We start from the raw sequence: 22,310 nt of genomic DNA on the forward strand, positions 1-22,310 counted from the left end.
ATTCGGCGCACGGCACAGGGGGCGGCCGGGCCCCGCCGCGCGTGGTCGTCGATCGGGCCAGGTGCGCGGCGGAGCCCGGGGCGAGCGTGATCAGACGGGGGTGCGGCTCCAGCCGCGACGCCGGAGCTCGGCGTCGGTGAGGAACCGGGCCCGCCCGCGGTCGTCGACGCCGGCCCAGCGGGCGCCGGCGGAGCCCTCGAGCACGTAGGAATGGCCACCGCTCCACACCACGCTCCAGGGCGTGGTGGGGAGGTCGGCCGACGTGGTCGGGCTCGAGTCGACCTGGCTGGTGGATGCCTCGGCGGACTGGGCCGGTTCCGTGCTCATCGTTGCAGCACCTCCGTCTTCTGCTCCTGTTGTCGGGGAGGAGCACTCGTTCGTTAGCCCGATCGCAGGCGTCTGCCCGATTGTCACCACGCGTGCGCGCCGCGTCATGGCGAGCGCCCGCCGCAGCGCCCAGTGGACGCGATCCGTCGCCGAACTGCGTCCGGGCGATCCGCCGGGCACAACGCCCGGCCGAACTCCGGCGCACCGCTCACCGGGCGCCGAACGCGGTGCGTGACGGCCCTGGCGCACGGGGTGGCTGTGCGGTAGGACGTCAGGGCAACGAGCGCGGGACGTGCAGGAGGTTTGTGGTCATGGGTGCCTACGCCGAGGCCCACCGGAAGAGCTTGACCGACCCGGAGGGTTTCTGGCTCGACGCTGCGACGGCGATCGAGTGGGTGCGCGAGCCGACGCGCGCCGTGGACTCCGACGCCGCCCCGTTCTTCCGCTGGTTCCCCGACGGGCAGCTCAACACCTGCTTCAACGCGCTGGACCGGCACGTCCGCGACGGGCGCGGGGAGCAGACGGCGCTGATCTGGGACTCGGCGATGACCGGGCAGGTGGCTCGCTGGACCTACCGGGAGCTGCTGGAGGAGGTGGCGCTGTTCGCCGGGGCGCTGCGGGCGCAGGGCGTGGAGCGCGGCGACCGCGTGGTGATCTACCTGCCGATGGTCCCCGAGGCCGTGGTGGCGATGCTGGCCTGCGCCCGCATCGGCGCGGTGCACTCGGTGGTCTTCGGCGGCTTCGCGCCGAAGGAGCTGGCCGCGCGCATCGAGGACGCCCGGCCGACGGTGGTCGTCGCGGCGTCCTGCGGGCTGGAGCCGAACCGGGTCGTCGAGTACAAGCCGATCGTCGACGAGGCGCTGCGGATGACCGAGCACCAGCCGCGCCGGGTGATCGTGCTGCAGCGCGAGCAGGCGCGCGCCGAGCTCGGCGAGCGGGACGTGGACTGGGAGGAGGCGCTGGCGCAGGCCGAGCCGGCCGAGTGCGTGCCGGTCGCGGCGACCGACCCGCTGTACGTGCTGTACACGTCCGGCACCACGGGCCGCCCGAAGGGCGTGGTGCGGGACAACGGCGGGCACGCGGTGGCGCTGCGCTGGTCGATGGCCAACATCTACGACATCGGCCCGGGCGACGTGTTCTGGACGGCCTCCGACGTCGGATGGGTGGTGGGCCACTCCTACATCGTCTACGCGCCGCTGCTGACCGGGGCCACGACGGTGGTCTACGAGGGCAAGCCCGTCGGCACGCCGGACGCGGGCGCGTTCTGGCGGGTCATCTCCGACCACGGGGTCAAGGCGCTGTTCACCGCCCCGACCGCGTTCCGCGCGATCAAGCGGGTGGACCCGGACGCCGAGCTGCTCCGCAAGCACGACACCTCCAGCCTGCGGACGCTGTTCCTGGCCGGGGAGCGGCTGGACCCGGAGACCTACCACTGGGCGTGCGAGCACCTCGGCGTGCCGGTGATCGACCACTGGTGGCAGACCGAGACCGGCTGGCCGATCTGCGCGAACCTGCGCGGGCTGGAGCCGATGCCGGTCAAGCCCGGATCGCCGACGGTGCCGGTGCCCGGCTACGACGTGGTGGTGCTGGACCAGGCGGGCAACCCGCTGCCGCCGGGGCGGGACGGCGCGATCTGCATCCGGTTGCCGCTGCCGCCGGGCACGCTGCCCACGCTGTGGGGCGACGACGAGCGGTTCCGCGAGTCGTACCTGTCGCGCTACCCCGGCTACTACCTCACCGGCGACAACGGCTACGTCGACGAGGACGGGTACGTGTTCGTGATGGGCCGCACCGACGACGTGATCAACGTCGCGGGCCACCGGTTGTCCACCGGCTCGATGGAGGCGGTGCTGGCGGCGCACCCGGCGGTCGCCGAGTGCGCGGTGATCGGGGTCCGGGACTCGCTCAAGGGCCAGGTGCCGCGAGGGCTCGTGGTGCTCAAGTCCGGCGTCGAGGTCGATCCGGACCAGCTGCGCGCGGAGCTGGTCGCGGCGGTGCGCGAGCAGATCGGACCGGTGGCGGCGTTCCGCGAGGTGCTCGTCGTCGACGGGCTGCCCAAGACGCGCTCGGGGAAGATCCTGCGCAAGTCGATGCGCGAGATCGCCGACACCGGCGACACCACCGTGCCGTCGACGATCGAGGACCCGGCGGTCCTGGAGCGTCTGCGGCCGGCCCTGCGCGGCGAGGGCTGACGCGCGTCGCGGCGGCTCCCGGCACGTGCGCCGGGGGCCGCCGCGATGCGTCCGTTCGGAGGCTCCCCCGGCCGAAGTTGGTCTATACCTTTGTGTGCACCGCTTGCGCGACTCCGAGGAGCGAACGCACATGATCCCTCGACCAACGGTGCGCCGGGCCGCACTCGCCGTGGCGGCCGGTGCGCTGGTCGCCGGGGCCACCGTCCCGGCCACCGCCGCACCGGCCGTGGCGAACTCCACGATCGACAACGTCATCCCCGCGCCCGAATCGGTGCGACCGGACCCGGCGACGACCTTCGAGCTGACCGAGCAGACCTCGATCCGGGCGTCCGGTGACGCCGCCGGCGTCGGCGAGTACCTCGCCGAGGTCCTGCGCCCCGCCACCGGCTTCGCGCTGCCGGTCGACGGTGGCGAGCCCGACGGCGGTGACATCGCGCTGCAGCTCGACGACAGCACCGGGCTCAGCCCGTCCGGCTACCGGCTGCGGGTGACCGGCGAGACCGTCGACCTGCGCGCGGCCAGCGCCGAAGGGCTGTTCAACGGCGTGCAGACGCTGCGGCAGCTGCTGCCCGCCGCGATCGAGAGCCCCGCCCCGCAGCCCGGCCCGTGGCCGGTGCCCGGCGGCGAGATCACCGACCAGCCGCGGTTCGAGCACCGGGCCGCGATGCTCGACGTGGCGCGGCACTTCTTCTCCGTGGACGAGGTCAAGCGCTACATCGACCAGATCGCCCGGTACAAGATCAACCGGCTGCACCTGCACCTGTCCGACGACCAGGGCTGGCGCATCCAGATCGACAGCTGGCCGCGGCTGGCCGAGTACGGCGGCAGCACCGAGGTCGGTGGCGGCCCGGGCGGGTACTACACCAAGCAGGACTACGCCGAGATCGTCGAGCACGCCGCGTCGCGGCACGTCGTGGTGGTCCCGGAGATCGACATGCCGGGGCACACCAACGCCGCGCTGGCCTCCTACGCCGAGCTGAACTGCGACGGGGTCGCGCCACCGCTGTACACCGGCATCGAGGTCGGCTTCAGCTCGCTGTGCGTGGGCAAGGAGATCACCTACCGGTTCGTCGAGGACGTGATCCGGGAACTGGCCGAGATGACTCCCGGCCCGTACCTGCACATCGGCGGCGACGAGGCCGACTCGACCACCGACGAGGACTACCGGGCGTTCCTCTCCCGGGTGCTGCCGCTGGTCGAGAAGTACGGCAAGACCCCGGTCGGCTGGCACGACTACGGCAAGGCCGCCCCGCAGGGCGGAGCGGTGCTGCAGTACTGGGGCACCACCAACGCCGACCCGCTGCTGCCGGAGGCGGTGGCCCGCGGCAACAAGATCCTGGTGTCGCCGGCCAACAAGTCCTACTTGGACATGAAGTACGACGAGAACACCCCGCTGGGCCTGCAGTGGGCCGGGTTCATCGAGGTCGCCGACGCCTACGGCTGGGACCCGGGCAGCTACCTGCAGGACGTGCCGGAGGAGGCCGTCCTGGGCGTGGAAGCGCCGCTGTGGTCGGAGACCCTGGAGAACTCCGAGCACATCGAGTTCATGGCCTTCCCCCGGCTGCCGGCGATCGCCGAACTGGCCTGGTCCCCGGCGTCGGCCCACGACTGGGAGTCGTTCGCCCAGCGCCTGGCCACGCACGGACCCCGGCTGGCGGCCTCCGGCATCGACTTCTACCGGTCCCCGCAGGTCCCGTGGGAGGAGTGACCGACCAGGACCGATGACACCCGACGGACCGCGGCCACCGCAGCCGCGGTCCGTCGCACACCAGGCCCCCGACACCCCGACGACCGGTCCTCACCCCACCCGGAGCCCAGGATCCCCGCGGTGTCAGTGGAAACCAGACGCCTCACTGTTCCAGGTGGCGAGCCGCGGGTGCTCCGCGGGCGCCGCGTGAGGCGAGCCCCGAAGGGACGGAGGACTCAGCTCACCTTGGGTTCCAGGACCTCCCACCACTCCGCGAGGGTGGGTCGTTCGGCCAGGTCGGCGAAGGTGATCTCGACGCCCAGACGGCGCCACTTCTCCACCAGCGTCATGATCCGGACCGAGTCGAGGCCCCAGTCCATGAGGTTCTCCTCGTCGGTCAGCTCCGCCGGGTCCTCGTAGAGCAGCTCGGCGACCTGCTCCCGGACGTCCTCCAGCGTCAACTTCTGCGACATTCCCACGCACTCCCCTACGAAGATCTGTCAGGCCACTTCGGACTCGCGTGCCGCGAGGTCCTGCGCCAACCGCTCCGCGGTGTCGACCACCGCGCACCGCTTGGCCGCGTAGTCCAGCGCCATCCGGTGCTCCTCCAGCGAGAAGTCCGCGACGGCGTCGGCGACCAGGAACGCCTGCACCTCCTGCTGGAAGGCCTCGGCGGCGGTCATCAGGCACCCGATGTGCGCGTAGACGCCCGTGATGATCAGCTGGTCGCGTCCCCAGTCCCGCAGCATCTGCCGCAGGTCGGTGCGCTGGAAGGCGCTGTAGCGCCACTTGGTCAGCAGCACGTCCCCGTCGGCGGGCGCGAGCTCGTCGATGATGGCTTCCTGCGCCGGGTCGGCCACGCCCGGTCCCCACCACTCCAGTTGCAGGCCGCGCTGTTCGGGCGTCTGCCCACCGGGCTGCGCGCAGTACACCACCGGCACGCCCGAGGCGCGGGCGCGGTCGCGCAGCAGCCGGATGTTGGGCACCACCACGTCCAGCGGTTCGCCTTCCCTGGGGAAGGCGTTGACGAAGTGCCGTTCCATGTCGTGCACCAGCAGCACCGATCGGCTCGGCTCGGGCCGCCACGACACGCGGTTGTCCGGCAGCTCCTCCGGTGTCGGCACGCGGTAGGGCGGGATGGTCGGAAGCGCCACGGGCGAGCTCCTCCTGTGGTCGGTGGGGAGTGGACGGTCAGCGGCGTTCGAGCTCCGGGACCAGCTCCCGCTTGATCGCTTCCCGGAGGTCGCGCTTGCTGACCTTGCCGACGCCGGTCTGCGGGAACTGCTCGACGAACTCGACCCGGTCCGGCACCTTGTAGGCGGCCAGTCCCCGCTCGCGCACGAACTTGATCAGCTCGCGGGCCTTGGGCGGGGTGCCGCGCGGCACGACGAACGCGCAGCTGCGCTCGCCGAGGTAGTCGTCGGGCATGGAGACCACGGCCGCGTCGTGCACCGCCGGGTGGGCCAGCAGGTGGTTCTCCACCTCCTCCGCGGCGATCTTCTCGCCGCCGCGGTTGATCTGGTCCTTCGCCCGGCCCTCGACGACGAGGTTGCCCTCCTCGGTGAGCCGGACGACGTCACCGGTGCGGTAGAAGCCGTCCGGGGTGAAGGCCTTCGCGTTGTGCTCGGGAGCGCGGTAGTAGCCGCGGATGGTGTAGGGCCCGCGGGTGAGCAGGTGCCCGGTCTCGCCGGTGGGCACCGGGTTGTCCTCGTCGTCGACGACCAGCACCTCGTCGTCCGGCGAGATCGGCCGGCCCTGGGTGGTGAGGATGACCTCCTCGGGGTCGTCGAGGCGGGTGTAGTTCACCAGTCCCTCGGCCATGCCGAAGACCTGCTGGAGGGTGGCACCGAGCACGGGCTTGACCCGGCGCGCGACCTCCTCGCTGCACTTGGCGCCGCCGACCTGGAGCACCTCCAGGCTGGACAGGTCGTGCTCGGTGCCCGCCGCCGCGGCGTCCAGCCACACCAGTGCCAGCGGCGGCACCGCGGCGACCATCGTGACGCGCTCCCGCTCGATGAGCGGGAACACCTCGTCGGGGCTGGGGCGGCGGGCCAGCACCACGCGGCCACCGGCGTGCAGGACGCCGAAGGTGCCGGGTGAGCTCATCGGGAAGTTGTGCGCGATGGGCAGCGCCCCGAGGTAGACGGTGTCGGCCGTGACGCCGCAGATCTCGTTGCTGGCGCGGAAGGAGTAGATGTAGTCGTCGTGGGTGCGCGGGATCAGCTTGGGCACCCCGGTGCTGCCGCCGGACAGCTGCAGGAAGGCCAGGTCGCCGGGATCGGGACCGTCCAGCTCCACCGGGTCGGCGTCCACATCGGACAGGCTGCGGAAGTCGCCGGGCTCGCCGGCGATGAACACCCGCAGCTGCGGCAACGCGGCCACCACGTCGGCGGCCAGCCCCCGGTGGTCGAAGCCCGCCTCCACGTCGGTGGTGATGTAGGCGGCCGCTCCGCTGAACTCGCAGAAGTAGGAGATCTCGGTCCGCCGGTGCGACGGCAGCGCGAAGACCGGCACCGCGCCCAGCCGGAACAGCGCGAAGCACACGTCGAAGAACTCGGCGACGTTGGGCAGCTGCACGACGACGCGGTCGCCCTTGCCGATGCCCTCGGCACGCAGCCCGGCGGCGAGGCGGTCGGCGCGCACGTCGAGCTCGCGGTAGGTGACCCGGCGGTCGCCGTCCACCACGGCGACGCGGTCGGGGTGCTCGTCGGCGCGCTCGCGCAGCACCTGGCCGAAGGTGTAGCCGCGCCAGTAGCCCGCCGCGCGGTAGCGGTCGGCGAACTCCTGCGGCCAGGTCGGGTAGTCGGCAGTCGTCATCTCCGGTCCTCTCAGAAGGCCTGGTCCAGGCCCATGGCGGACAACGCGGTGCGGAACTTCGCGGAGGTCTCGGCGAGCTCGTCAGCGGGGTCCGAGCCGGCGACGATGCCCGCGCCGGCGAAGAGCCGCAGCGACTCGTCCTCGACGTCGGCGCAGCGGATGGCCACGACCCACTCCCCGTCCCCGGCGGCGTCGCACCACCCGACCATGCCCGCGTAGTAGCCGCGCTCGAAGGGCTCCGTCTCGGCGATGACCTCGCGCGCCCGCTGCACGGGGGTCCCGCACACCGCCGGGGTGGGGTGCAGCGCGTCGGCCAGCTCCAGCGAGGACGTCGCGGGATCGCGCAGCTCGCCGGTGATCTCGGTGGCCAGGTGCCACATGGCGGCGGTGCTGATCACCGACGGCTCGGGCACGTGGAGTTCCCCGCAGTACGGGCGCAGCGCCTCGGCCACCGCCTCCACCACCGCGGCGTGCTCGCGCCGGTCCTTGTCCGATGTGGACAGCTCGGCGGCCCGTCGCCGGTCCTCCACCGGGTCGGCGCTGCGCGGGCGGGACCCGGCCATCGGGTTGGAGCGCACCCGCGTGCCGTGCCGCGACACCAGCAGTTCCGGGCTGGCGCCGAGGAAGGTGCGCTGCAGCAGCGGTCGCGGACCGAAGCTGTCGCGCGTGCCGTCCTCGCCGCGCTTGGGCAGGTCCACCGCGAAGGTGTAGCTGGCCGGGTCCGCCAGGGCGAGGTTCTGCAGGACCGTGCGCACGTCGATGGGTTCGGCGGCGGTCAGCTCCAGCGACCGGGCCAGCACCACCTTGCTCAGCTCGCCGTCCTCCAGCCGCCGCAGGACGCGGCTCACGCCGCGCTCGTACTCCTGCGGCGCGGGCACCGGGCGGACCTCGCAGTCCAGCGCACCGCTGCGGGCGGTCCGCGGGACCACGACGTTCAGCGGTTCGGCGCGGAGCACGTCCTCGGGCAGCACCAGGTGCGCGGGCAGGCTGTCGCCGAACGGGACGGCACCGACGACCATCGGGTTGCGGTGGCCGAACTCCTCGGCGCTGGCGAAGAAGTCCGCCACCCGCCGCGGCAGGTCCTCCCGGGCGCACTGGGTCTTCGGCACCGTCGCGGCGACTCCGCGGGCCAGCAGCACGCCCCGCGGCGTGGAGAACAGGAACGACGAGCCCGCCTCGTAGGCCGCCAGCAACCGGGCCGCCGCGTCGTCCGCGACGAGGTCGATGCTGTCGATGTCGCTGTCGATCGTGGTCATGGCACCCTTCCGGAGTTCGCGGCAGGAGGTCAGGCGCGCAGCGTCGCGCCGCCGTCGACGTACAGGTCGTGCATGGTGATGTGCCCGGCCTGCTCGGAGGCCAGGAACACCACGGCGTCGGCGATGTCCGCCGCGGTGGCGAGCTTGCGCAGCGGGATGCCGACCTTGAAGGTCTCGGGGGACCCGGCGATGACCCGCTCGGCACCGTGCTCGTCGGTCCACATGCCGCGCTGCATGTCCGTGTCGGTGGAGCCGGGTGCGACGACGTTGCACCGGATGCCGTGCTCGGCCAGCTCCAGTCCGAGCGACTTGGTGAACAGGGTGGCAGCCGCCTTGGAGGCGGCGTAGGCGGCCATGCCGTGGCGGGGCACGCCGGCGGCGTTGGAGCTGACCGTGACGATGGAGCCGCGCTTGCGGGGGATCATGCGCTTGGAGACCGCGCGCGAGACGTGGAACACCCCGGTGGCGTTGACCGCGAAGGTCCGCTCCCAGTCCTCGTCGGTGATCTCCTGCACCGTGCCCACCTGGAGCACCCCGGCGACGTTGGCGAGCACGTCGACGGGGCCGAGCTCGGCCTCGACCCGCTCCACCACCTCGGTGACGGCTGCGGAGTCGGTCACGTCCGCCGGGTACGCGTGCACCCGCTCGCCCAGTCCCGCGGCGACCTGCTGCACCTTCTCGGCGTTGCGGTCCACTGCCGCGACCGTGGCGCCGAGCTCCGCGAACGCCTCGGTCACCGCGGCGCCGATGCCCTGGGCCGCACCTGTCACGATGGCGACCGTGCCGCCGAAACCCGTCCGGTTCATCCGCACCTTTCTGCAAACTCAGGCTAGCCTAACCTTCGTCAGGCGAGCCTGAGTTTAGAACACGGACGTGCCGCGATCGCCCCTCCATCGAGGTGGCATTGATCACCGACCGCATTCGTCGCTGGTCAGAGGTCGTGAGTGCAGGAACCGGCTGGAGCCGGTCTGCGCACTCACGACCCGTGCGGTCAGCGGGCGATGCCCTGGACGAAGCCCAGGTCGAGGAGGTCCTGGGGACGCAGGCGCAGGTGACCGGCGAGGTCGGGGACCTCCGCGGGGTCCCGCTTGAGGATGGCGGCGGCGGACTCCGGGGCGATCACGGCGAAGTAGCCGTCGGCGGTGATCCAGGTCCGCCCCGGCGCGGCGAGCGCCAGCGCGCCGCCGGAGCCGCCTTCGCCGATGACCAGGGTGGTGATCGGCACGCGGGCCTCGGCGACCGCGGTGAACAGCTCCGCGATCGCCGGGCCGACCCCACCGTGCTCGGCCGCCGCGTCGTTGCTCGCACCCGGGGTGTCCACCAGCGTCAGCACCGGGAGGCCCAGCTGGTCGGCGAGCCGGACGAGCCGGGCCGCGGTGCGGAACCCGGCCGGGGTGTTCGCGGTGCCGGTCTGCGCCGCGAACGCGACGGTGCGGCCCTCGTGCTCGCCGAAGCCGCAGAGCATGCCGGTGTCCCGGCCACCGGCCCGGTCCCCGCCGATCTCGAAGCGGGTGGCGAAGTAGGCGTCGAGGTAGACCGCCGCCCGCGGCCGGTCCGCGGCCCGCGCGCGCTGCACGGCCTCCCACCCGGTCGCCGGTGGCTCGCCGCCGGCCAGCGACGCCGGCACCGGGGCCGGGTCCGGCGACGTCCGCTGCGGGTGCAGCAGCCGGACCAGGTCGGCCAGCACCGCGGGCAGGTCGGCGTCGTCGACGATCCGGTCCACCTGGCCGTCGGCGAGCTTGCCCTCGGCGGTGAAGGCCTCCCCGGTGTCCCCGGGGCCGCGCACCCGGCTGCCGCCGAAGGCGACCGCCGCACCGGGCTCGGCGAGCACCACGTCCGCGCCGGCCGACAGCGCCGCCCACATGCCACCGGTCGTCGGGTTCCGCAGCACGGTGACGTGCGGGATCCCGTCCCGCCTGGCCAGCAGGCAGGCCCGGGCGATCTCCTGCAGCTGGCGGAGGGCGCAGATGCCCTCCTGCATCCGGCTGCCACCGGAGGCCACCAGCGAGACCACCGGGACCCGCAGCTCCCGAGCCCGGTCGAAGGCCGCCACGATGCGCGCCCCGGCCGCTTCCCCGACCGACCCGCCGAGGTAGCCGAAGTCGAACGCGACGAGCACCGCGGGCAGCTCCCCCACCTGGGCCCGACCGCACAGCACCGACTCCTCGGCCCCGCTGCGGCCGGCCGCGCGGGCGCGCTGGTCGTCGTAGCCCGGCCACCCCAGCGGGCCGTCGACCGAGTCCCGGACCGCCGGGGGCTCGAACTCCTCGAACCCCCGGCCGATCGCCTCGACCAGTGCGCGGGCCGCGCTGCGCTCAGGCATGCTGCAGGGCCTTCTTCTGCACCTTGCCCATCTCGTTGCGCGGCAGGGCGTCCAGGTAGCGCACCTCGCGCGGCCGCTTGTGCGGGGTGAGCAGCCGGGCCACGTGGTCGACGAGCTCCTGCTCGTCGACCTCCCTCCCGGGTGCCCGCACGACCCACGCCACGATCCGCTCGCCGAGGTCGGGATCGGGCTCACCGGTGACGGCGACCTCGGCGACCGCCGGGTGCTCCAGCAGGCAGTTCTCGATCTCGCCCGCGCCGATCTTGTAGCCGCCGCTCTTGATGATGTCGGTGGCCTTGCGCCCGACGATGCGGATGTAGCCGTCGGGAGCGCGGGTGGCCACGTCACCGGTGCGGAACCAGCCGTCGGTGAACGCCGCGGCGGTGGCGTCGGGCCGGTTGAGGTAGCCGCTGAACAGGTTGGAACCGCGGACCCAGATCTCGCCGACGGTCTCGTCGTCGCTGACGGTGATCTCCTCACCCTGCTCGTCGACCAGCTTGAGCTCGACCCCGGCGAACGGGCGCCCCACGTAACCGGGCCGGCGGTCGCCGTCGGCGCGCACCCCGCAGTTCATGATCGTCTCGCTCATGCCGTAGCGCTCGACGACCCGCTGCCCGGTGAGCCGCTCGATGCGCTCGTGCTCCACCGCGGGCAGCGCCGCCGAGCCGGACACCAGCAGCCGCGCCTGGCCCACCTTCTCGCCGATCGCCGGGTCGCGCTCGGCGTCCTCGGCCAACCGGTGGTACATCGTCGGCACGCCGAACATCATGGTCGCCGGTCCGGCCAGCTCCGCGGCGATCGCCGCGGAGGAGAACCTGCCCAGGTGGTGCACCGCACCGCCCAGCCGCACCGGACCGAGCGTGCCGAGGATCAGCCCGTGCACGTGGAACAGCGGCAGCGCGTGCACCAGCACGTCGCGCGCGGTCCACTCCCAGGCCTCGGCCAGCGCGTCGAGGTTGGCGCGGATCGCGCGGCGCGGCAGCACGACGCCCTTCGGCGGCCCGGTGGTGCCCGAGGTGTAGACGATCAGGGCCGGGGCCTCCTCGTCGGCCTCCGGGGGCAGCTCGCCGCCGCGGACGCTGAGGTCGACCTCGTGCACCGGGACGTCACCGAGGCCCTCCGGCGCCTGGAACCCGGGTGCGGCGAGCAGCAGCTCCGGCCGGCTGTCGCCGAGGATGTGCGCGAGCTCGCGCTCCCCCACCTTCGGGTTGATCGGCACCACCGCGACGCCCGCGCAGAGCCCGCCGATGACGGCCGCGCAGGTCTCCAGCTCGTTGGTCGCCCACACCGCGATGCGCTCGCGGCCCGCGACGCGCTCGGCGATCGCCGCGGCGACCTCGGCCAGCTCCTGGTAGTTCAGCGCCCGCGCGCCGAAGCGCAGCGCCTCCTGGTCATCCGGCTGCCGCAACTTCGGGAACAGCACCGGCCACCTCCGTCCGAGCATTGGTCAACTGGCTAGTCCACTCTTGCCCGCCGGCCGACGGGCGTCAAGCAACCGCGCCACGATCGGCTCAGCCACTTGACCTGGCCATTCCGGTGTTAGCCTGATCACCACCCCTTTCCCGACCTGGAGGAACCCGGTGTCCGACGCCCTGCGCCCGCTCGCCCGCCCGCGCCTGTACGAGCAGGTCGTGCAGCGGCTGCGCGAGCACGTCGCCGCCTCCGGGCTGCGCGCCGGCGACCGGCTGCCACCGGAGCGCAAGCTCGCCGAGCAGCTCGGCGTCAGCCGCGCCTCGGTCAAGCAAGCCATCGTGGTGCTCGAGGTGCAAGGGCTGGTCGAGGTCCGGCACGGCGGCGGCACCTACCTCCGCCGCGAGTCGCTGGACGTGGAGCCGGTCGACGAGCTGGTGGCGCGCAAGCGGCGGCTGCCCGACGTGCTGGATGCGCGCGAAGCGCTGGAGACCAAGCTCGCCGAGCTGGCCGCGCAGCGGCGCACCGGGGAGGACCTGGCCGAGATCGACGCGGCGCTGGCGGACATGCGCCGGGAGATCGCCGACGGCGAGCTCGGCAGCGAGGGCGACCGCCGGTTCCACGCCGCGATCACCGCCGCCGCGCACAGCTCCCTGCTCGCGGACTTCATGCGCACCATCGCCACCGAGATCGCCGAGAGCCGCCAGGAGTCGCTGCGCCAGCCGGGCCGCCCGGACAAGTCGCTGGCCCAGCACGAGCGCATCGCCGAGGCGATCCGGGCGGGCGACGCCCGGGCCGCGGTCACCGCGATGCGCCGCCACCTGCGCACGGTCAGCCGCGTGCGCCTGCTGTCCTGGGACCCCGACGCCCAGCCCGCGCGACCCGAGGAGGAGTGAGGCGCCTCCCGAGCCCGCCCCCACCCGATCGGGGTCGCGGGCGGGGCTGGGTAAGGTTGGTCGTCCCTGTTCCCAGTCGTCGTGGAGTGCGTGACGTGGTCGACCGCCCGGCTGCGCCTCGCGCGCGGGTGGTCCGATGATCGGGTGGTTGCTGGCCACCGCGGGCACCGCTGCGCTGGGCAGCTTCTTCCCGCTGGTCAACATCGAGCTCTACCTGATCGGTGCGGTGTCCACCGTGGACGGTGTGAGCTGGTGGGCGCTCGCGCTCGCCGCCGCGGCCGGTCAGGTCGCCGGCAAGACGCTGTTCTACCTCGCGGGCAGGGGCGGTTTCGCGCTCGGCGAGCGCTTGCTCGAGCGCGTGGAGGCCAAGCGGCGCGGCCGGTGGGCGGCCTGGCTCGAGAAGTTCCACCAGCGCACCGTGGAACGCCCCTGGTGGGGCCTGGGCGCGCTGTGCCTGACCGCGGTGCCCGGCATCCCGCCGTTCAGCCTGATGTGCGTGCTCTCCGGCGCGGCGGGTCTGCCGCTGCTCGGCTTCCTGGCCGCGAGCCTCGTCGGCCGCGCCGGGCACTTCCTCATCGTGGCCGGGGCCCCGGAACTGGTGCACCTCGCGCTGGGGTCGTGACGCTGCGCACCCAGCGCTGACGAGGGCGGAACGGGCGGTCGGTCCGGTCCGACCGCTTCGCCCGCATCACCCGCCGGTACCTCTCGAGCACCGAGAGCCACCTCCCGCATCGGGAGGATCACTCCCTGCTGCACCGGTCGCGCCAGGACGTCACCTCTGGCCTACTGTGCTTGCCCGTGAACGTCTTCCGAACGATGCCCGTCGAGGACATCCTCACCCGCGGTGAGCGCAGCGGACTGATCCGCAGGCTCACCGGCAAGGACCTGATCGGTTTCGGCATCGGCATCATCATCGGCACCGGCGTGTTCACGCTGGCCGGCATCGAGGCCAAGGACCACGCCGGCCCCGGTGTGGTGCTGTCCTTCGTCGTCGGCGGCATCGTGGCCGCGCTGGCGGCGCTGTGCTACGCCGAGCTCTCCTCCGCGGTGCCGACCGCCGGCAGCGCCTACACCTACGGCTACGCCACGCTCGGCGAGCTGTTCGCCTGGATCATCGGCTGGGACCTGCTGCTGGAGTTCGCCCTGGGCGCCGCGGTGGTCTCCCGCAGCTGGTCGGGCTACATCGCGAACCTGCTCGGCCTGCCCGCGGAGTGGTTCGGCGAGGACGCCACCGTCAACGTCGGCGCGATCTTGATCATCGCGGCCCTGACCGCCATCGCGGTGATCGGCATCCGCGAGTCGTCGTGGGTGACCAACGCGCTCGTGGTCGTCAAGGTCGCGGTGTGCGTGCTGGTGGTCGTCGCGGGCCTGTTCTTCTTCACCGGGGCCCACCTGGACCCGTTCATCCCGCCGTCGCAGCCGGCCGCGGAGAGCGCGACCGCGCTGGAGCAGCCGCTGGTGCAGGTGCTGCTCGGCATGGAGCAGTCGATGTACGGCATCGGCGGGGTGTTCACCGCGGCGGCGATCGTGTTCTTCGCCTACACCGGCTTCGAGGCGCTGGCCAACCTGGGTGAGGAGACCCGGCGGCCCAAGCGCGACCTGCCGGTCGGCCTGCTCGGCAGCCTCGTCGTCTGCACCCTGCTGTACGTGCTGGTCGCGATCGTGCTCACCGCGATGGTCGACTACCGGCAGATCGACGAGGGCGCCCCGCTGGCGGCGGCGTTCCAGTCGGTCGGCCAGCCGTGGGTGGCGGCGCTCATCTCGCTGGGCGCGGTGACCGGCCTGACGTCGGTGATGATGGTCGAGCTGGTCACCATCGGCCGGATCGGCTTCGCGATGAGCCGCGACGGCCTGCTGCCGCCCAAGCTCTCCCAGGTGCACCCGAAGTGGGGCACGCCGCACCGGATGACCATCGGCGGCGCGGTGGTGATCATGGTGCTGGCCGGGTTCGTCCCGATCTCCGAGCTGGCGGACATGGTGAGCATCGGCGCCCTGTCCGGCTTCGTGATCGTCTCGCTCGCGGTGCCGGTCCTGCGCCGCACCAAGCCGGACCTGCAGCGGCCGTTCCGGGTCCCGCTGTCGCCGTGGCTGCCGATCCTCAGCGCCGTGGCCTGCCTGTACCTGATGACGAACCTGGACGTCATCACCTGGCTCCGCTTCGCGGCCTGGCTGGTCATCGGCCTGCTGATCTACTTCTTCTACGGCTACCGCAACGCCCAGCTCGCCAAGGAGGCCCCGGACACCGCGCACGACTGACGACCGTCCGAGACGACAGCGGGGGGCACCCCCGCGCCGGCCCGGTGCGAGGTGCCCCCGCTGTCGTTCAGGCGGGGGTGGGGAGGTCGCGGATCGCCTGGGTGCCGAGCGCGATGAGGTCGGCGAGGTCCTGGCGGCCGACGGTGAGCACGTACTCGCTGCCGGGTCCACAGTGGAGGACCACGACGTCGTTGTGCCGGTCGAGCTCGTGGTGCACCGGCACCTCCTCCATCGAGACGGACGAGTCGATGAACACCCCGGCCCCCTCGTGTGCACCCGTGCTCCCGGCCTTCCTCAGTGGACGACCATGGTGACGCGATGGGACCGGGCGATCGCCGTGTGCGATCGTTCCCGGTCGGCGAAGCGCTGGGAATCTCCGGGGAGGAGGTCGGTCTGGGTGCGGCCGCGTTGGCGCTTCCGCGCCTGTGCGCCCACCGCGAGCGTGGTCTCGCGCCCTTCGCCGGAGACCCCGTGGAAGTCCAGGAGCTTGCCGAGGTCGTCCTGGCTGAGCGTGCCCTCTGACTCCCACCACGCTCCGTTCCTGAGCAGCCTGGGGCGCTGACCGCGGACACTCCCGCGGTCAGGCTCCTCCGGCGGTGACCGGTTGCCGGAGGATGGTGCGCCGCTTCTCCGGGGCGACCTTGCGGAAGTCGCTGAGGTAGACCTCGTGGTGCTTGCCGGTCAGGCGCAGCCCGTGGGCGGGGAGGAACTCCTCGTGCAGCTGCGCGAGCACCGCGGCCTCGTCGTCGAACGAACCGACGTGCAGGGTCTGCACGCACGTGCCCTCCCGCAACCGCTCGAAGCGGACCTCGTCGAGGCGCTCCGGCCGCTTGCCGGCGCCGACCCGCTCGACGGCTGCGGCGACCGTCGCGCCGTCGATCCAGTCGGGGACCATGAGCATCATCGTCCAGTCCCAGCGCGACTTGTCCCGGGCCGTCGTGAAGGCGTCCATGTCCTCGGCCCACCACAGGCCCTCCAGCGGCGGGACCACGTAGTCCCGGCCGAGCTCCTGCTTGCTGGCGAACTTGAGCGCGTAGGCCACCGGGTAGAGCGCTTCCACCGCTGCGGCGAAGGCGGGCGAGGTGTTGGGATCGCCGTGCCCGTCGACCATCAGGTACTGCATCTCGGGCACGTCCAGGACCTCGAACCGGCCGCGGCGCGCCCGGTAGGCGTCGAGGCTCCGCTTGAAGTCGATCTTGTCCGTCATCGGGCACTCCGGCTCGGTCGGCCAGCCACCGCCTCGGAGAGGCTCGGCGCCATCCTGCCTGAGGGGTGCGACACCCGCTCAGGCACGCGCGGTGCGCCGCGCGAGGACGACCTCGGCCAAGGCCACCACCAGGGCCGCGGCGACGAAGCCGACCGAGACGACCAGGCCGCTGCTGATCGCCGCGTCGAAGCCGCTGGTGCTCAGCACCGCGAAGAACAGCCCGGAGGCCGCCGCCGTGCCCACCGCCGAGCCGATGCGCTGGCCCGTCTGCTGGACACCGGCCGCGGTGCCGCCGTGGGCCGCGTCGATCTCGCTGAGGGTCACCGTCTGGTTCGGCGAGATGACCAGGCCGCTGCCGACGCCCGCCACCAGCAGCGGCGCCGCCGTCACCGCGCCCGCCATCGCGCCGGGGTGGGTGGCCAGCAGGAGATCCGTGGCCAGCAAGCCGAGCAGGGCCGCCAGCAGACCGATGATCACCAGGTGGCGGCCCAGCCGGTGCACGATCCGGCCGCCCAGCGCCGAGGACACCGCGGAACCGACCGCGAACGGCGTCAGCGCCAGCCCGGCCTGCAGCGCCGAGTACTCCAGGCCGCGCTGGAAGTACACCGCCAGCACGAAGAAGATGCTGGTGAACCCGGCGAAGTAGAGCAGGCCGAGGCTCGTGCCGAAGGAGTAGCTGCGGATGCGCAGCAGCCGCAGGTTCACCAGCGGGTGGTTCCCGCGCTCGCGGTACCAGTGCTCCCACGCGACGAACGCCGCCAGCAGCACGCCCGCGACCGCGAGCAGCCACCACGGGGTCCCGCCGCGCCCGCTCTCCTGCTCGACCAGCGGCAGCAGCAGGCACAGCAGGCCGCCGCCGAGCAGCAGCACCCCCACCAGGTCGAGGCTGCGGCGCGCCTCCCGCGTGCGGTCGCGCGGCAGGACGCGCCACCCGTAGAGGATCGCCGCCACACCGATCGGCAGGTTGACGAAGAACACCCAGCGCCAGCCGTGCTCCGCACCGGCCAGCTGGATGATCAGACCGCCGAGCAGCGGGCCGATCGCGGTGGAGATGCCCACCACGGCGCCGAACAGACCGAAGGCCTTCCCGCGCTCCCGGCCGTGGAACAGCTGCTGCATCAGGCCGAGCACCTGCGGGTTGAGCAGGCCGCCGGCCACGCCCTGCAGCAGCCGGGCCACCACCAACCACAGCGGGGTCAGCGCGAACCCGGCCAGCGCGCTGGCCGCGGTGAACGCCGCCAGCGCCAGCAGGAACATCCGGCTGCGGCCGCGGTCGTCGCCGAGGCGGCCGGCCGGCACCAGCACCAGGCCGAAGGTCAGCGCGTAACCGGACACCACCCAGGACAGCGCCGCGGCGGGCGCCTCCAGCCCGCGCTGGATCGACGGCAGCGCGACGTTGACGATGCTGACGTCCAGCAGGGTCATGAAGCCCGCGATGAGGCAGACGGCCAGCACCCGCCAGCGGGTGGCAGGTGGTTCCGTGGTGGGGGTCGTCGACTTGGTGGGGTCCACGGGTCCAGCTCAGCACGTCGTCCCGGGGCCCGCACCACCCGGGGCACCCGGGCGTTGCGACCGACTGACCCATCAATCACGCCACCCGCCCGAGCGACCCCGCACCGCTCCCCGTTCACGCACTTTGGCTAGGAACGTTGTGCGCAACCGCCGGACCGGTGACCGATCGCAACACGGTCAGTTCATTGCGATTCTCGCAATGGACTGTTAGCGTGCTGCCTCGTGGAGGACACGACGGCCGCGTTGCGCCAGCGGGTGCGCGAGGTGCTGCGCCAGTACCCCGGGAGCCAGCGCGCTTTCGCCGAGCAGATCGGCTTGGACCCCACCAAGCTGTCCAAGTCGCTGACCGGCACGCGGCGCTTCACCCCGGTCGAGCTCACCCGCATCGCCGAGCTCACCGGCGTCACGGTGAACTGGTTGATCAACGGCGGCGACGACGTCGAGACGGTCGCGGCCGCGCCGCGGCGCACGGCCCGCCCGGAGCGGGACCCGAGCGACCTCCGCGAGTCCAGCCGCTACCAGCAGATCCTCGACGCCGCCTGGCGCCTGATCGCCGAACGCGGCTACCACTCGGTGCGCGTGTCCGACGTGGCCAAGGAGTGCGGCACCAGCGCGGCGACCATCCACTACTACTTCCCCGGCCGCGACGACCTGCTCACCGAGACCCTGCGCTACTCGGTGCGGCAGGCCTTCGACCGGCAGGTCGCCGAGCTGCACGCCATCGACGACGCCCACGAGCGGCTGCTCCGGCTCGTCGAGCTGCAGCTGCCCACACCCGGCCTGCTGCGGCAGGAGTGGTCGATCTGGTTGCAGGTGTGGAACGAGAGCGCGCTCAACCCGGACCTGCAGGTGCTGCACAGCGACTCCTACACGCGCTGGCACGACACGATCGCCCGCACCATCCGGCAGGGCCAGGAGCAGGGCGTGTTCGTCGACACCGACGCCGAGGAGCTGACCGTCACGCTCACCGCGCTGATCGACGGCCTGGGCATCCAGGTGCTCGCCGGACGCCCCGGCCGGTCGGTGGAGCGCATGCGCAAGGTGCTGCGCGAGTTCGTCGAGCGCGAAGTCGTCCGGCACTGACATCCCCCAAGACCCACCTGGGCTCCGGACGGGTGCCCGGGCGCTGGAAGCTGCCCACGAGAGGAGAGCCCGATGGCCGACGAAGTCATCATCACCGCCGCGCTCACCGGCGCCGGTGACACCACACGCAAGAGCGAGTTCGTCCCGGTCACCCCGGAGCAGATCGCCAAGGACGCGGTCGAGGCCGCCGAGGCCGGGGCGGCCGTGGTGCACGTCCACGTCCGCAACGTCGAGACCGGCCAGGGCTCGCGGGACGTCGCGCTCTACCGCGAGGTCGTCGAGCGCATCAAGGAGACCGGCGTCGACGTGGTCATCAACCTCACCGCGGGCATGGGCGGCGACCTGGTCATCGACACCGAGGACCCGCTCAAGCCGGTGGACGGCACCGACCTGGTCAACGGCCTGGAGCGGCTGCCGCACGTCGAGGAGCTGCTGCCGGACATCTGCACGCTGGACTGCGGGTCGCTCAACTTCGGCGACGGCAGCCAGCTCTACATCTCCACCCCGGACATGCTGCGCGCCGGCGCCGAGCGGATCCAGGAGCTGGGCGTCAAGCCGGAGCTGGAGATCTTCGACACCGGCAACCTGTGGTTCGCCAAGCAGCTGCTCGCCGAGGGCCTGCTGGACGAGCCGCCGCTGTTCCAGCTGTGCACGGGCATCCCGTGGGGCGCGCCGCCGGACCCGGGCCTGCTGCAGGCGATGGTGAACATGCTGCCCGAGGGCGCGAACTGGGCGAGCTTCGCCCTCGGCCGCAACCAGCTGCGCTGGGTGGGCCTGACCGCCGCGCTCGGCGGGAACGTGCGTGTGGGCCTGGAGGACAACCTCTACCTGAGCAAGGGCGTCAAGGCCACCAACGCCCAGCTCGTCGAGCGCGCGGTGACCATCGTCGAGGGCATGGGCATGCGGGTCGCCACCCCGGACCAGGCCCGCGAGCAGTTGGGCCTGGTGAAGCGATGACGACCGAGAAGCACACCCCCTCCCCCGGCTCGGTGCGGCGGGTCGCCTGCGTCGGGGCCGGTGTCATCGGCGGCGGCTGGGTCGCGCACTTCCTGGCGCGCGGCTACCAGGTGACCGCGTGGGACCCGGCGCCCGACGCCGAGGCGAAGCTGCGGCGCCTGGTGGACGCCGCGTGGCCCGCGGTGACCGAACTGGGCCTGGCCGAGGGCGCCTCCCGCGACAACCTCGTCCTCGCCCCGACCCTGGCCGACGCGGTCGCCGACGCCGAGTTCGTGCAGGAGAGCGCGCCGGAGGACCTCGCGCTCAAGCGCGACCTGCTGGCCCGCATCGACGCGGCGACCCCGCCCGGCGTGGTGATCTCGTCCTCCACCTCCGGCTACGCCATGACCGAGATGCAGGTGGACTGCGCGCACCCGCAGCGGCTGGTCGTCGGGCACCCGTTCAACCCGCCGTACCTCATCCCGCTGGTCGAGGTGGTCGGCGGTGAGCGGACCGAGCCGTGGGCCGTGCGGTGGGCGAGCGAGTTCTTCGAGGTCGCCGGCAAGTCGGTGATCACCATGGACCGCGAGGTGCCGGGCTTCATCGCCAACCGCCTGCAGGAGGCGATCTGGCGCGAGGCGCTGCACATGGTCGCCAACGGCGAGGCCACCGTCGAGCAGATCGACGCCTCCATCACCGAGGGGCCGGGGCTGCGCTGGCCGATGTTCGGTCCGTGCCTGACCTTCCACCTCGCCGGTGGCGAGGGCGGCATGGCGCACATGCTGGACCACTTCGGCCCGTCGCTGAAGTCGCCCTGGACGCGGCTGGAGGCGCCCGAGCTCACCTCCGAGCTGCGCGATGCGATGGTGCGGGGCTGCGAGGAGGCGGCCGACGGCCGCAGCACCGCCGAGCTGGTCGCCGACCGCGACCGCGCGGTGATCGCCGTGATGCGGGCGGTCGACGAGGCGCGGAAGGGCAGGTCATGAGCGGGCTCGCCGCGTTCCACCAGCAGGTCCGTCCGGAGTGGATCGACTACAACGGGCACCTCAGCGAGGCCTACTACGTGCTGGTCTTCGGGTTCGCCACCGACGCGGTGATGGACCAGGTCGGTCTGGACGAGGCCTACCGCCGCAGCACGGGCTGCTCACTGTACACAGTGGAGGCCCACGTGCGGTACCTGCGCGAGGTGCGGCCGGACTCGGAGCTGGTGGTCACCAGCCGCGTGGTGGACACCGGGGCGAAGAAGCTGCGGCTGTGCCACGAGATGTCGGTGGCGGGCACCGTGGTGGCCACCGAGGAGGTCATGGCGCTGCACGTCGACCAGGCGCGGGGCGGCACGACGCCGTTCCCCGACGCGGTCGCGGCACGGCTGGCCGAGCTCGTGGAGCCGCTGCCGGACTACGCGGGCCGGTCGATCGGCTGAGCGGACCGGGTGGGCGGGAGCTCCGGTTCCCGCTCACCCGGCGGTCAGCCGCCGGTCCAGCACCCCGCGGCGACGACGACCAGACCGGCCACCGCCGACAGCACCGGGGCGCCGAACGACATCCCGCAGCGGATCGGCAGCGACGGTGCCGCGAAGAACACCAGGAACCAGCCCAGCGACGCGCTGACCGCGGTGATCCCCGGGCCGGCGTGCGCGACCGGCCCACGCCGCGCGACCAGCCTCGCCACCACCAGCACCGCGGCGGCCACCGCCGCGACCGGGAGCGCGGACCCGAGGTGCCCGAGGTTGTGGAGCAGGGCGGTGTCGTAGACGACGAGCACCAGCGCGCCCAACGCCGCCGTCGACACCGTGAACGCCACCAGGTCCGTCGCCGAGCCGGGCCGCTGCCGGTCACCGGCGCTCAACCGCGCCACCCACCACGGGGTCAGCAGGGCGGACGCGACGCACAGCGCGATGTCCTGGGCGGTGAAGGGGTTGAACAGGGACCACTCGACCAGGCAGAAGGTCGCCGTGTGCGCGATCGCGAGCGGCCACACCGCGACCCGGCGGAACACCTCGGCGCCGCACCAGCGGCACACCGTCAGGTAGGCCAGCACGACGAACGGCAGCTCCAGCAGCGCGGGCACCCGCAGCAGGCTCCACGACAGCAGCTCCGGCCGCGGCCACCGCTCCGCCAGCCACCGCAGCACCGGGTCGTCGACGGCGAGCGCGAACCAGCCGTCCGGCAGGAAGCGGGCGATGGCCGTCGGGTCGCCGTGCCACACCCGCAGCAGGTAGACCGGGCACAGCACCTGGTTGAGGTAGATCGCCGCGGTCACCACCAGCAGCCAGGTCCCGGGTGCCGCAGCGGAGTCGCGCGCCGCTCCCGCACCGGGCGGGTCCACCGCCAGCTGACCAGAGCGGAGGCTGCGGACAGGACGATCAGGGCACCGAGGGCGACGGCCACGGCAGGGCTTCCGGGTCC

At 72.8% G+C, this 22,310-nt stretch carries 21 protein-coding genes; 9 read left to right on the forward strand and 12 right to left on the reverse strand.

What is annotated here, in order from left to right; genetic code table 11:
- Nucleotides 1–90: 90 nt before the first annotated feature.
- Entirely contained in the window at nt 91–327 is a 237-nt protein-coding gene (locus tag HNR68_RS18520) for a hypothetical protein (RefSeq protein ID WP_179722836.1), read from the reverse strand.
- 311 nt (nt 328–638) lie between these two features.
- Between HNR68_RS18520 and HNR68_RS18525 the strand changes: the two genes are divergently transcribed.
- Together HNR68_RS18525 and HNR68_RS18530 are read left to right on the forward strand one after the other, a co-directional pair.
- Nucleotides 639–2,519, forward strand: a complete 1,881-nt coding sequence (locus HNR68_RS18525; RefSeq protein ID WP_179722838.1) for a propionyl-CoA synthetase — start codon at nt 639–641, stop codon at nt 2,517–2,519.
- A gap of 130 nt (nt 2,520–2,649) precedes the next feature.
- The gene (locus HNR68_RS18530; protein ID WP_179722840.1) at nt 2,650–4,227 is read left to right on the forward strand and encodes a beta-N-acetylhexosaminidase; all 1,578 of its coding nucleotides are present in this window, start codon (nt 2,650–2,652) and stop codon (nt 4,225–4,227) included.
- Between the two features lie 215 nt (nt 4,228–4,442).
- Here HNR68_RS18530 and HNR68_RS26915 read toward each other — a convergent pair whose 3' ends face one another.
- From HNR68_RS26915 to HNR68_RS18560, 7 genes are all read right to left on the reverse strand, one after another.
- Nucleotides 4,443–4,679: a phosphopantetheine-binding protein gene (locus HNR68_RS26915; protein ID WP_246330487.1), complete on the reverse strand. Its 237-nt coding sequence runs from the start codon at nt 4,677–4,679 to the stop codon at nt 4,443–4,445.
- A gap of 27 nt (nt 4,680–4,706) precedes the next feature.
- The gene (locus HNR68_RS18535; RefSeq protein WP_343050230.1) at nt 4,707–5,360 is read right to left on the reverse strand and encodes an isochorismatase family protein; all 654 of its coding nucleotides are present in this window, start codon (nt 5,358–5,360) and stop codon (nt 4,707–4,709) included.
- Between the two features lie 37 nt (nt 5,361–5,397).
- Nucleotides 5,398–7,023, reverse strand: coding sequence for a (2,3-dihydroxybenzoyl)adenylate synthase (locus HNR68_RS18540; RefSeq protein ID WP_179722842.1), 1,626 nt, complete (start codon nt 7,021–7,023; stop codon nt 5,398–5,400).
- 11 nt (nt 7,024–7,034) lie between these two features.
- A complete protein-coding gene (dhbC, locus tag HNR68_RS18545) occupies nt 7,035–8,279 on the reverse strand; it encodes an isochorismate synthase DhbC (RefSeq protein WP_179722844.1) in 1,245 nt (414 codons plus the stop codon).
- Between the two features lie 29 nt (nt 8,280–8,308).
- Nucleotides 8,309–9,085, reverse strand: a complete 777-nt coding sequence (locus tag HNR68_RS18550) for a 2,3-dihydro-2,3-dihydroxybenzoate dehydrogenase (RefSeq protein ID WP_179722846.1) — start codon at nt 9,083–9,085, stop codon at nt 8,309–8,311.
- Between the two features lie 185 nt (nt 9,086–9,270).
- Entirely contained in the window at nt 9,271–10,602 is a 1,332-nt protein-coding gene (locus HNR68_RS18555; protein WP_179722848.1) for a carboxyl transferase domain-containing protein, read from the reverse strand.
- Nucleotides 10,595–12,046 carry an acyl-CoA synthetase gene (locus tag HNR68_RS18560; RefSeq protein ID WP_179722850.1) on the reverse strand — a complete coding sequence of 484 codons (1,452 nt, stop codon included), beginning with the start codon at nt 12,044–12,046 and terminating at the stop codon, nt 10,595–10,597. The genes HNR68_RS18555 and HNR68_RS18560 overlap by 8 nt, the downstream gene beginning before the upstream one ends.
- 136 nt (nt 12,047–12,182) lie before the next feature.
- On the opposite strand from HNR68_RS18560, the gene HNR68_RS18565 reads away from it, so the two are divergent.
- The 3 genes from HNR68_RS18565 (at nt 12,183) to HNR68_RS18575 (ending at nt 15,164) form a co-directional block, all read left to right on the forward strand.
- Entirely contained in the window at nt 12,183–12,908 is a 726-nt protein-coding gene (locus tag HNR68_RS18565; RefSeq protein ID WP_179722852.1) for an FCD domain-containing protein, read from the forward strand.
- A 136-nt stretch (nt 12,909–13,044) separates the two neighbouring features.
- Complete coding sequence (locus HNR68_RS18570; protein WP_179722854.1) at nt 13,045–13,530, forward strand: VTT domain-containing protein; 486 nt, start codon at nt 13,045–13,047, stop codon at nt 13,528–13,530.
- Between the two features lie 194 nt (nt 13,531–13,724).
- Complete coding sequence (locus tag HNR68_RS18575; RefSeq protein ID WP_179725215.1) at nt 13,725–15,164, forward strand: APC family permease; 1,440 nt, start codon at nt 13,725–13,727, stop codon at nt 15,162–15,164.
- A gap of 67 nt (nt 15,165–15,231) precedes the next feature.
- Here HNR68_RS18575 and HNR68_RS18580 read toward each other — a convergent pair whose 3' ends face one another.
- From HNR68_RS18580 to HNR68_RS18590, 3 genes are all read right to left on the reverse strand, one after another.
- Nucleotides 15,232–15,420: a hypothetical protein gene (locus tag HNR68_RS18580; RefSeq protein ID WP_179722856.1), complete on the reverse strand. Its 189-nt coding sequence runs from the start codon at nt 15,418–15,420 to the stop codon at nt 15,232–15,234.
- 324 nt (nt 15,421–15,744) lie between these two features.
- The gene (locus HNR68_RS18585) at nt 15,745–16,371 is read right to left on the reverse strand and encodes a GyrI-like domain-containing protein (RefSeq protein WP_179722858.1); all 627 of its coding nucleotides are present in this window, start codon (nt 16,369–16,371) and stop codon (nt 15,745–15,747) included.
- 78 nt (nt 16,372–16,449) lie between these two features.
- A complete protein-coding gene (locus tag HNR68_RS18590) occupies nt 16,450–17,883 on the reverse strand; it encodes an MFS transporter (protein ID WP_343050237.1) in 1,434 nt (477 codons plus the stop codon).
- Between the two features lie 222 nt (nt 17,884–18,105).
- On the opposite strand from HNR68_RS18590, the gene HNR68_RS18595 reads away from it, so the two are divergent.
- The 4 genes from HNR68_RS18595 to HNR68_RS18610 all read left to right on the forward strand — a co-directional run bounded on the left by HNR68_RS18595 (nt 18,106) and on the right by HNR68_RS18610 (nt 21,325).
- The gene (locus tag HNR68_RS18595; protein WP_179722859.1) at nt 18,106–18,966 is read left to right on the forward strand and encodes a TetR family transcriptional regulator C-terminal domain-containing protein; all 861 of its coding nucleotides are present in this window, start codon (nt 18,106–18,108) and stop codon (nt 18,964–18,966) included.
- A 72-nt stretch (nt 18,967–19,038) separates the two neighbouring features.
- Entirely contained in the window at nt 19,039–19,923 is an 885-nt protein-coding gene (locus tag HNR68_RS18600) for a beta-keto acid cleavage family enzyme (RefSeq protein ID WP_179722861.1), read from the forward strand.
- A complete protein-coding gene (locus HNR68_RS18605; protein WP_179722863.1) occupies nt 19,920–20,888 on the forward strand; it encodes a 3-hydroxyacyl-CoA dehydrogenase NAD-binding domain-containing protein in 969 nt (322 codons plus the stop codon). Before HNR68_RS18600 ends, HNR68_RS18605 begins: the two co-directional genes overlap by 4 nt.
- On the forward strand, nt 20,885–21,325 hold the full coding sequence (locus HNR68_RS18610) for a thioesterase family protein (protein WP_179722865.1): 441 nt from the start codon (nt 20,885–20,887) through the stop codon (nt 21,323–21,325). The genes HNR68_RS18605 and HNR68_RS18610 overlap by 4 nt, the downstream gene beginning before the upstream one ends.
- Nucleotides 21,326–21,369: 44 nt before the next feature.
- On the opposite strand, the gene HNR68_RS18615 is transcribed toward HNR68_RS18610, so the two are convergent.
- Nucleotides 21,370–22,230, reverse strand: coding sequence for a hypothetical protein (locus HNR68_RS18615; RefSeq protein WP_179722867.1), 861 nt, complete (start codon nt 22,228–22,230; stop codon nt 21,370–21,372).
- Nucleotides 22,231–22,310: the final 80 nt, after the last annotated feature.

The sequence above is a fragment of the Saccharopolyspora hordei genome, assembly GCF_013410345.1.
Lineage (GTDB): Bacteria > Actinomycetota > Actinomycetes > Mycobacteriales > Pseudonocardiaceae > Saccharopolyspora > Saccharopolyspora hordei.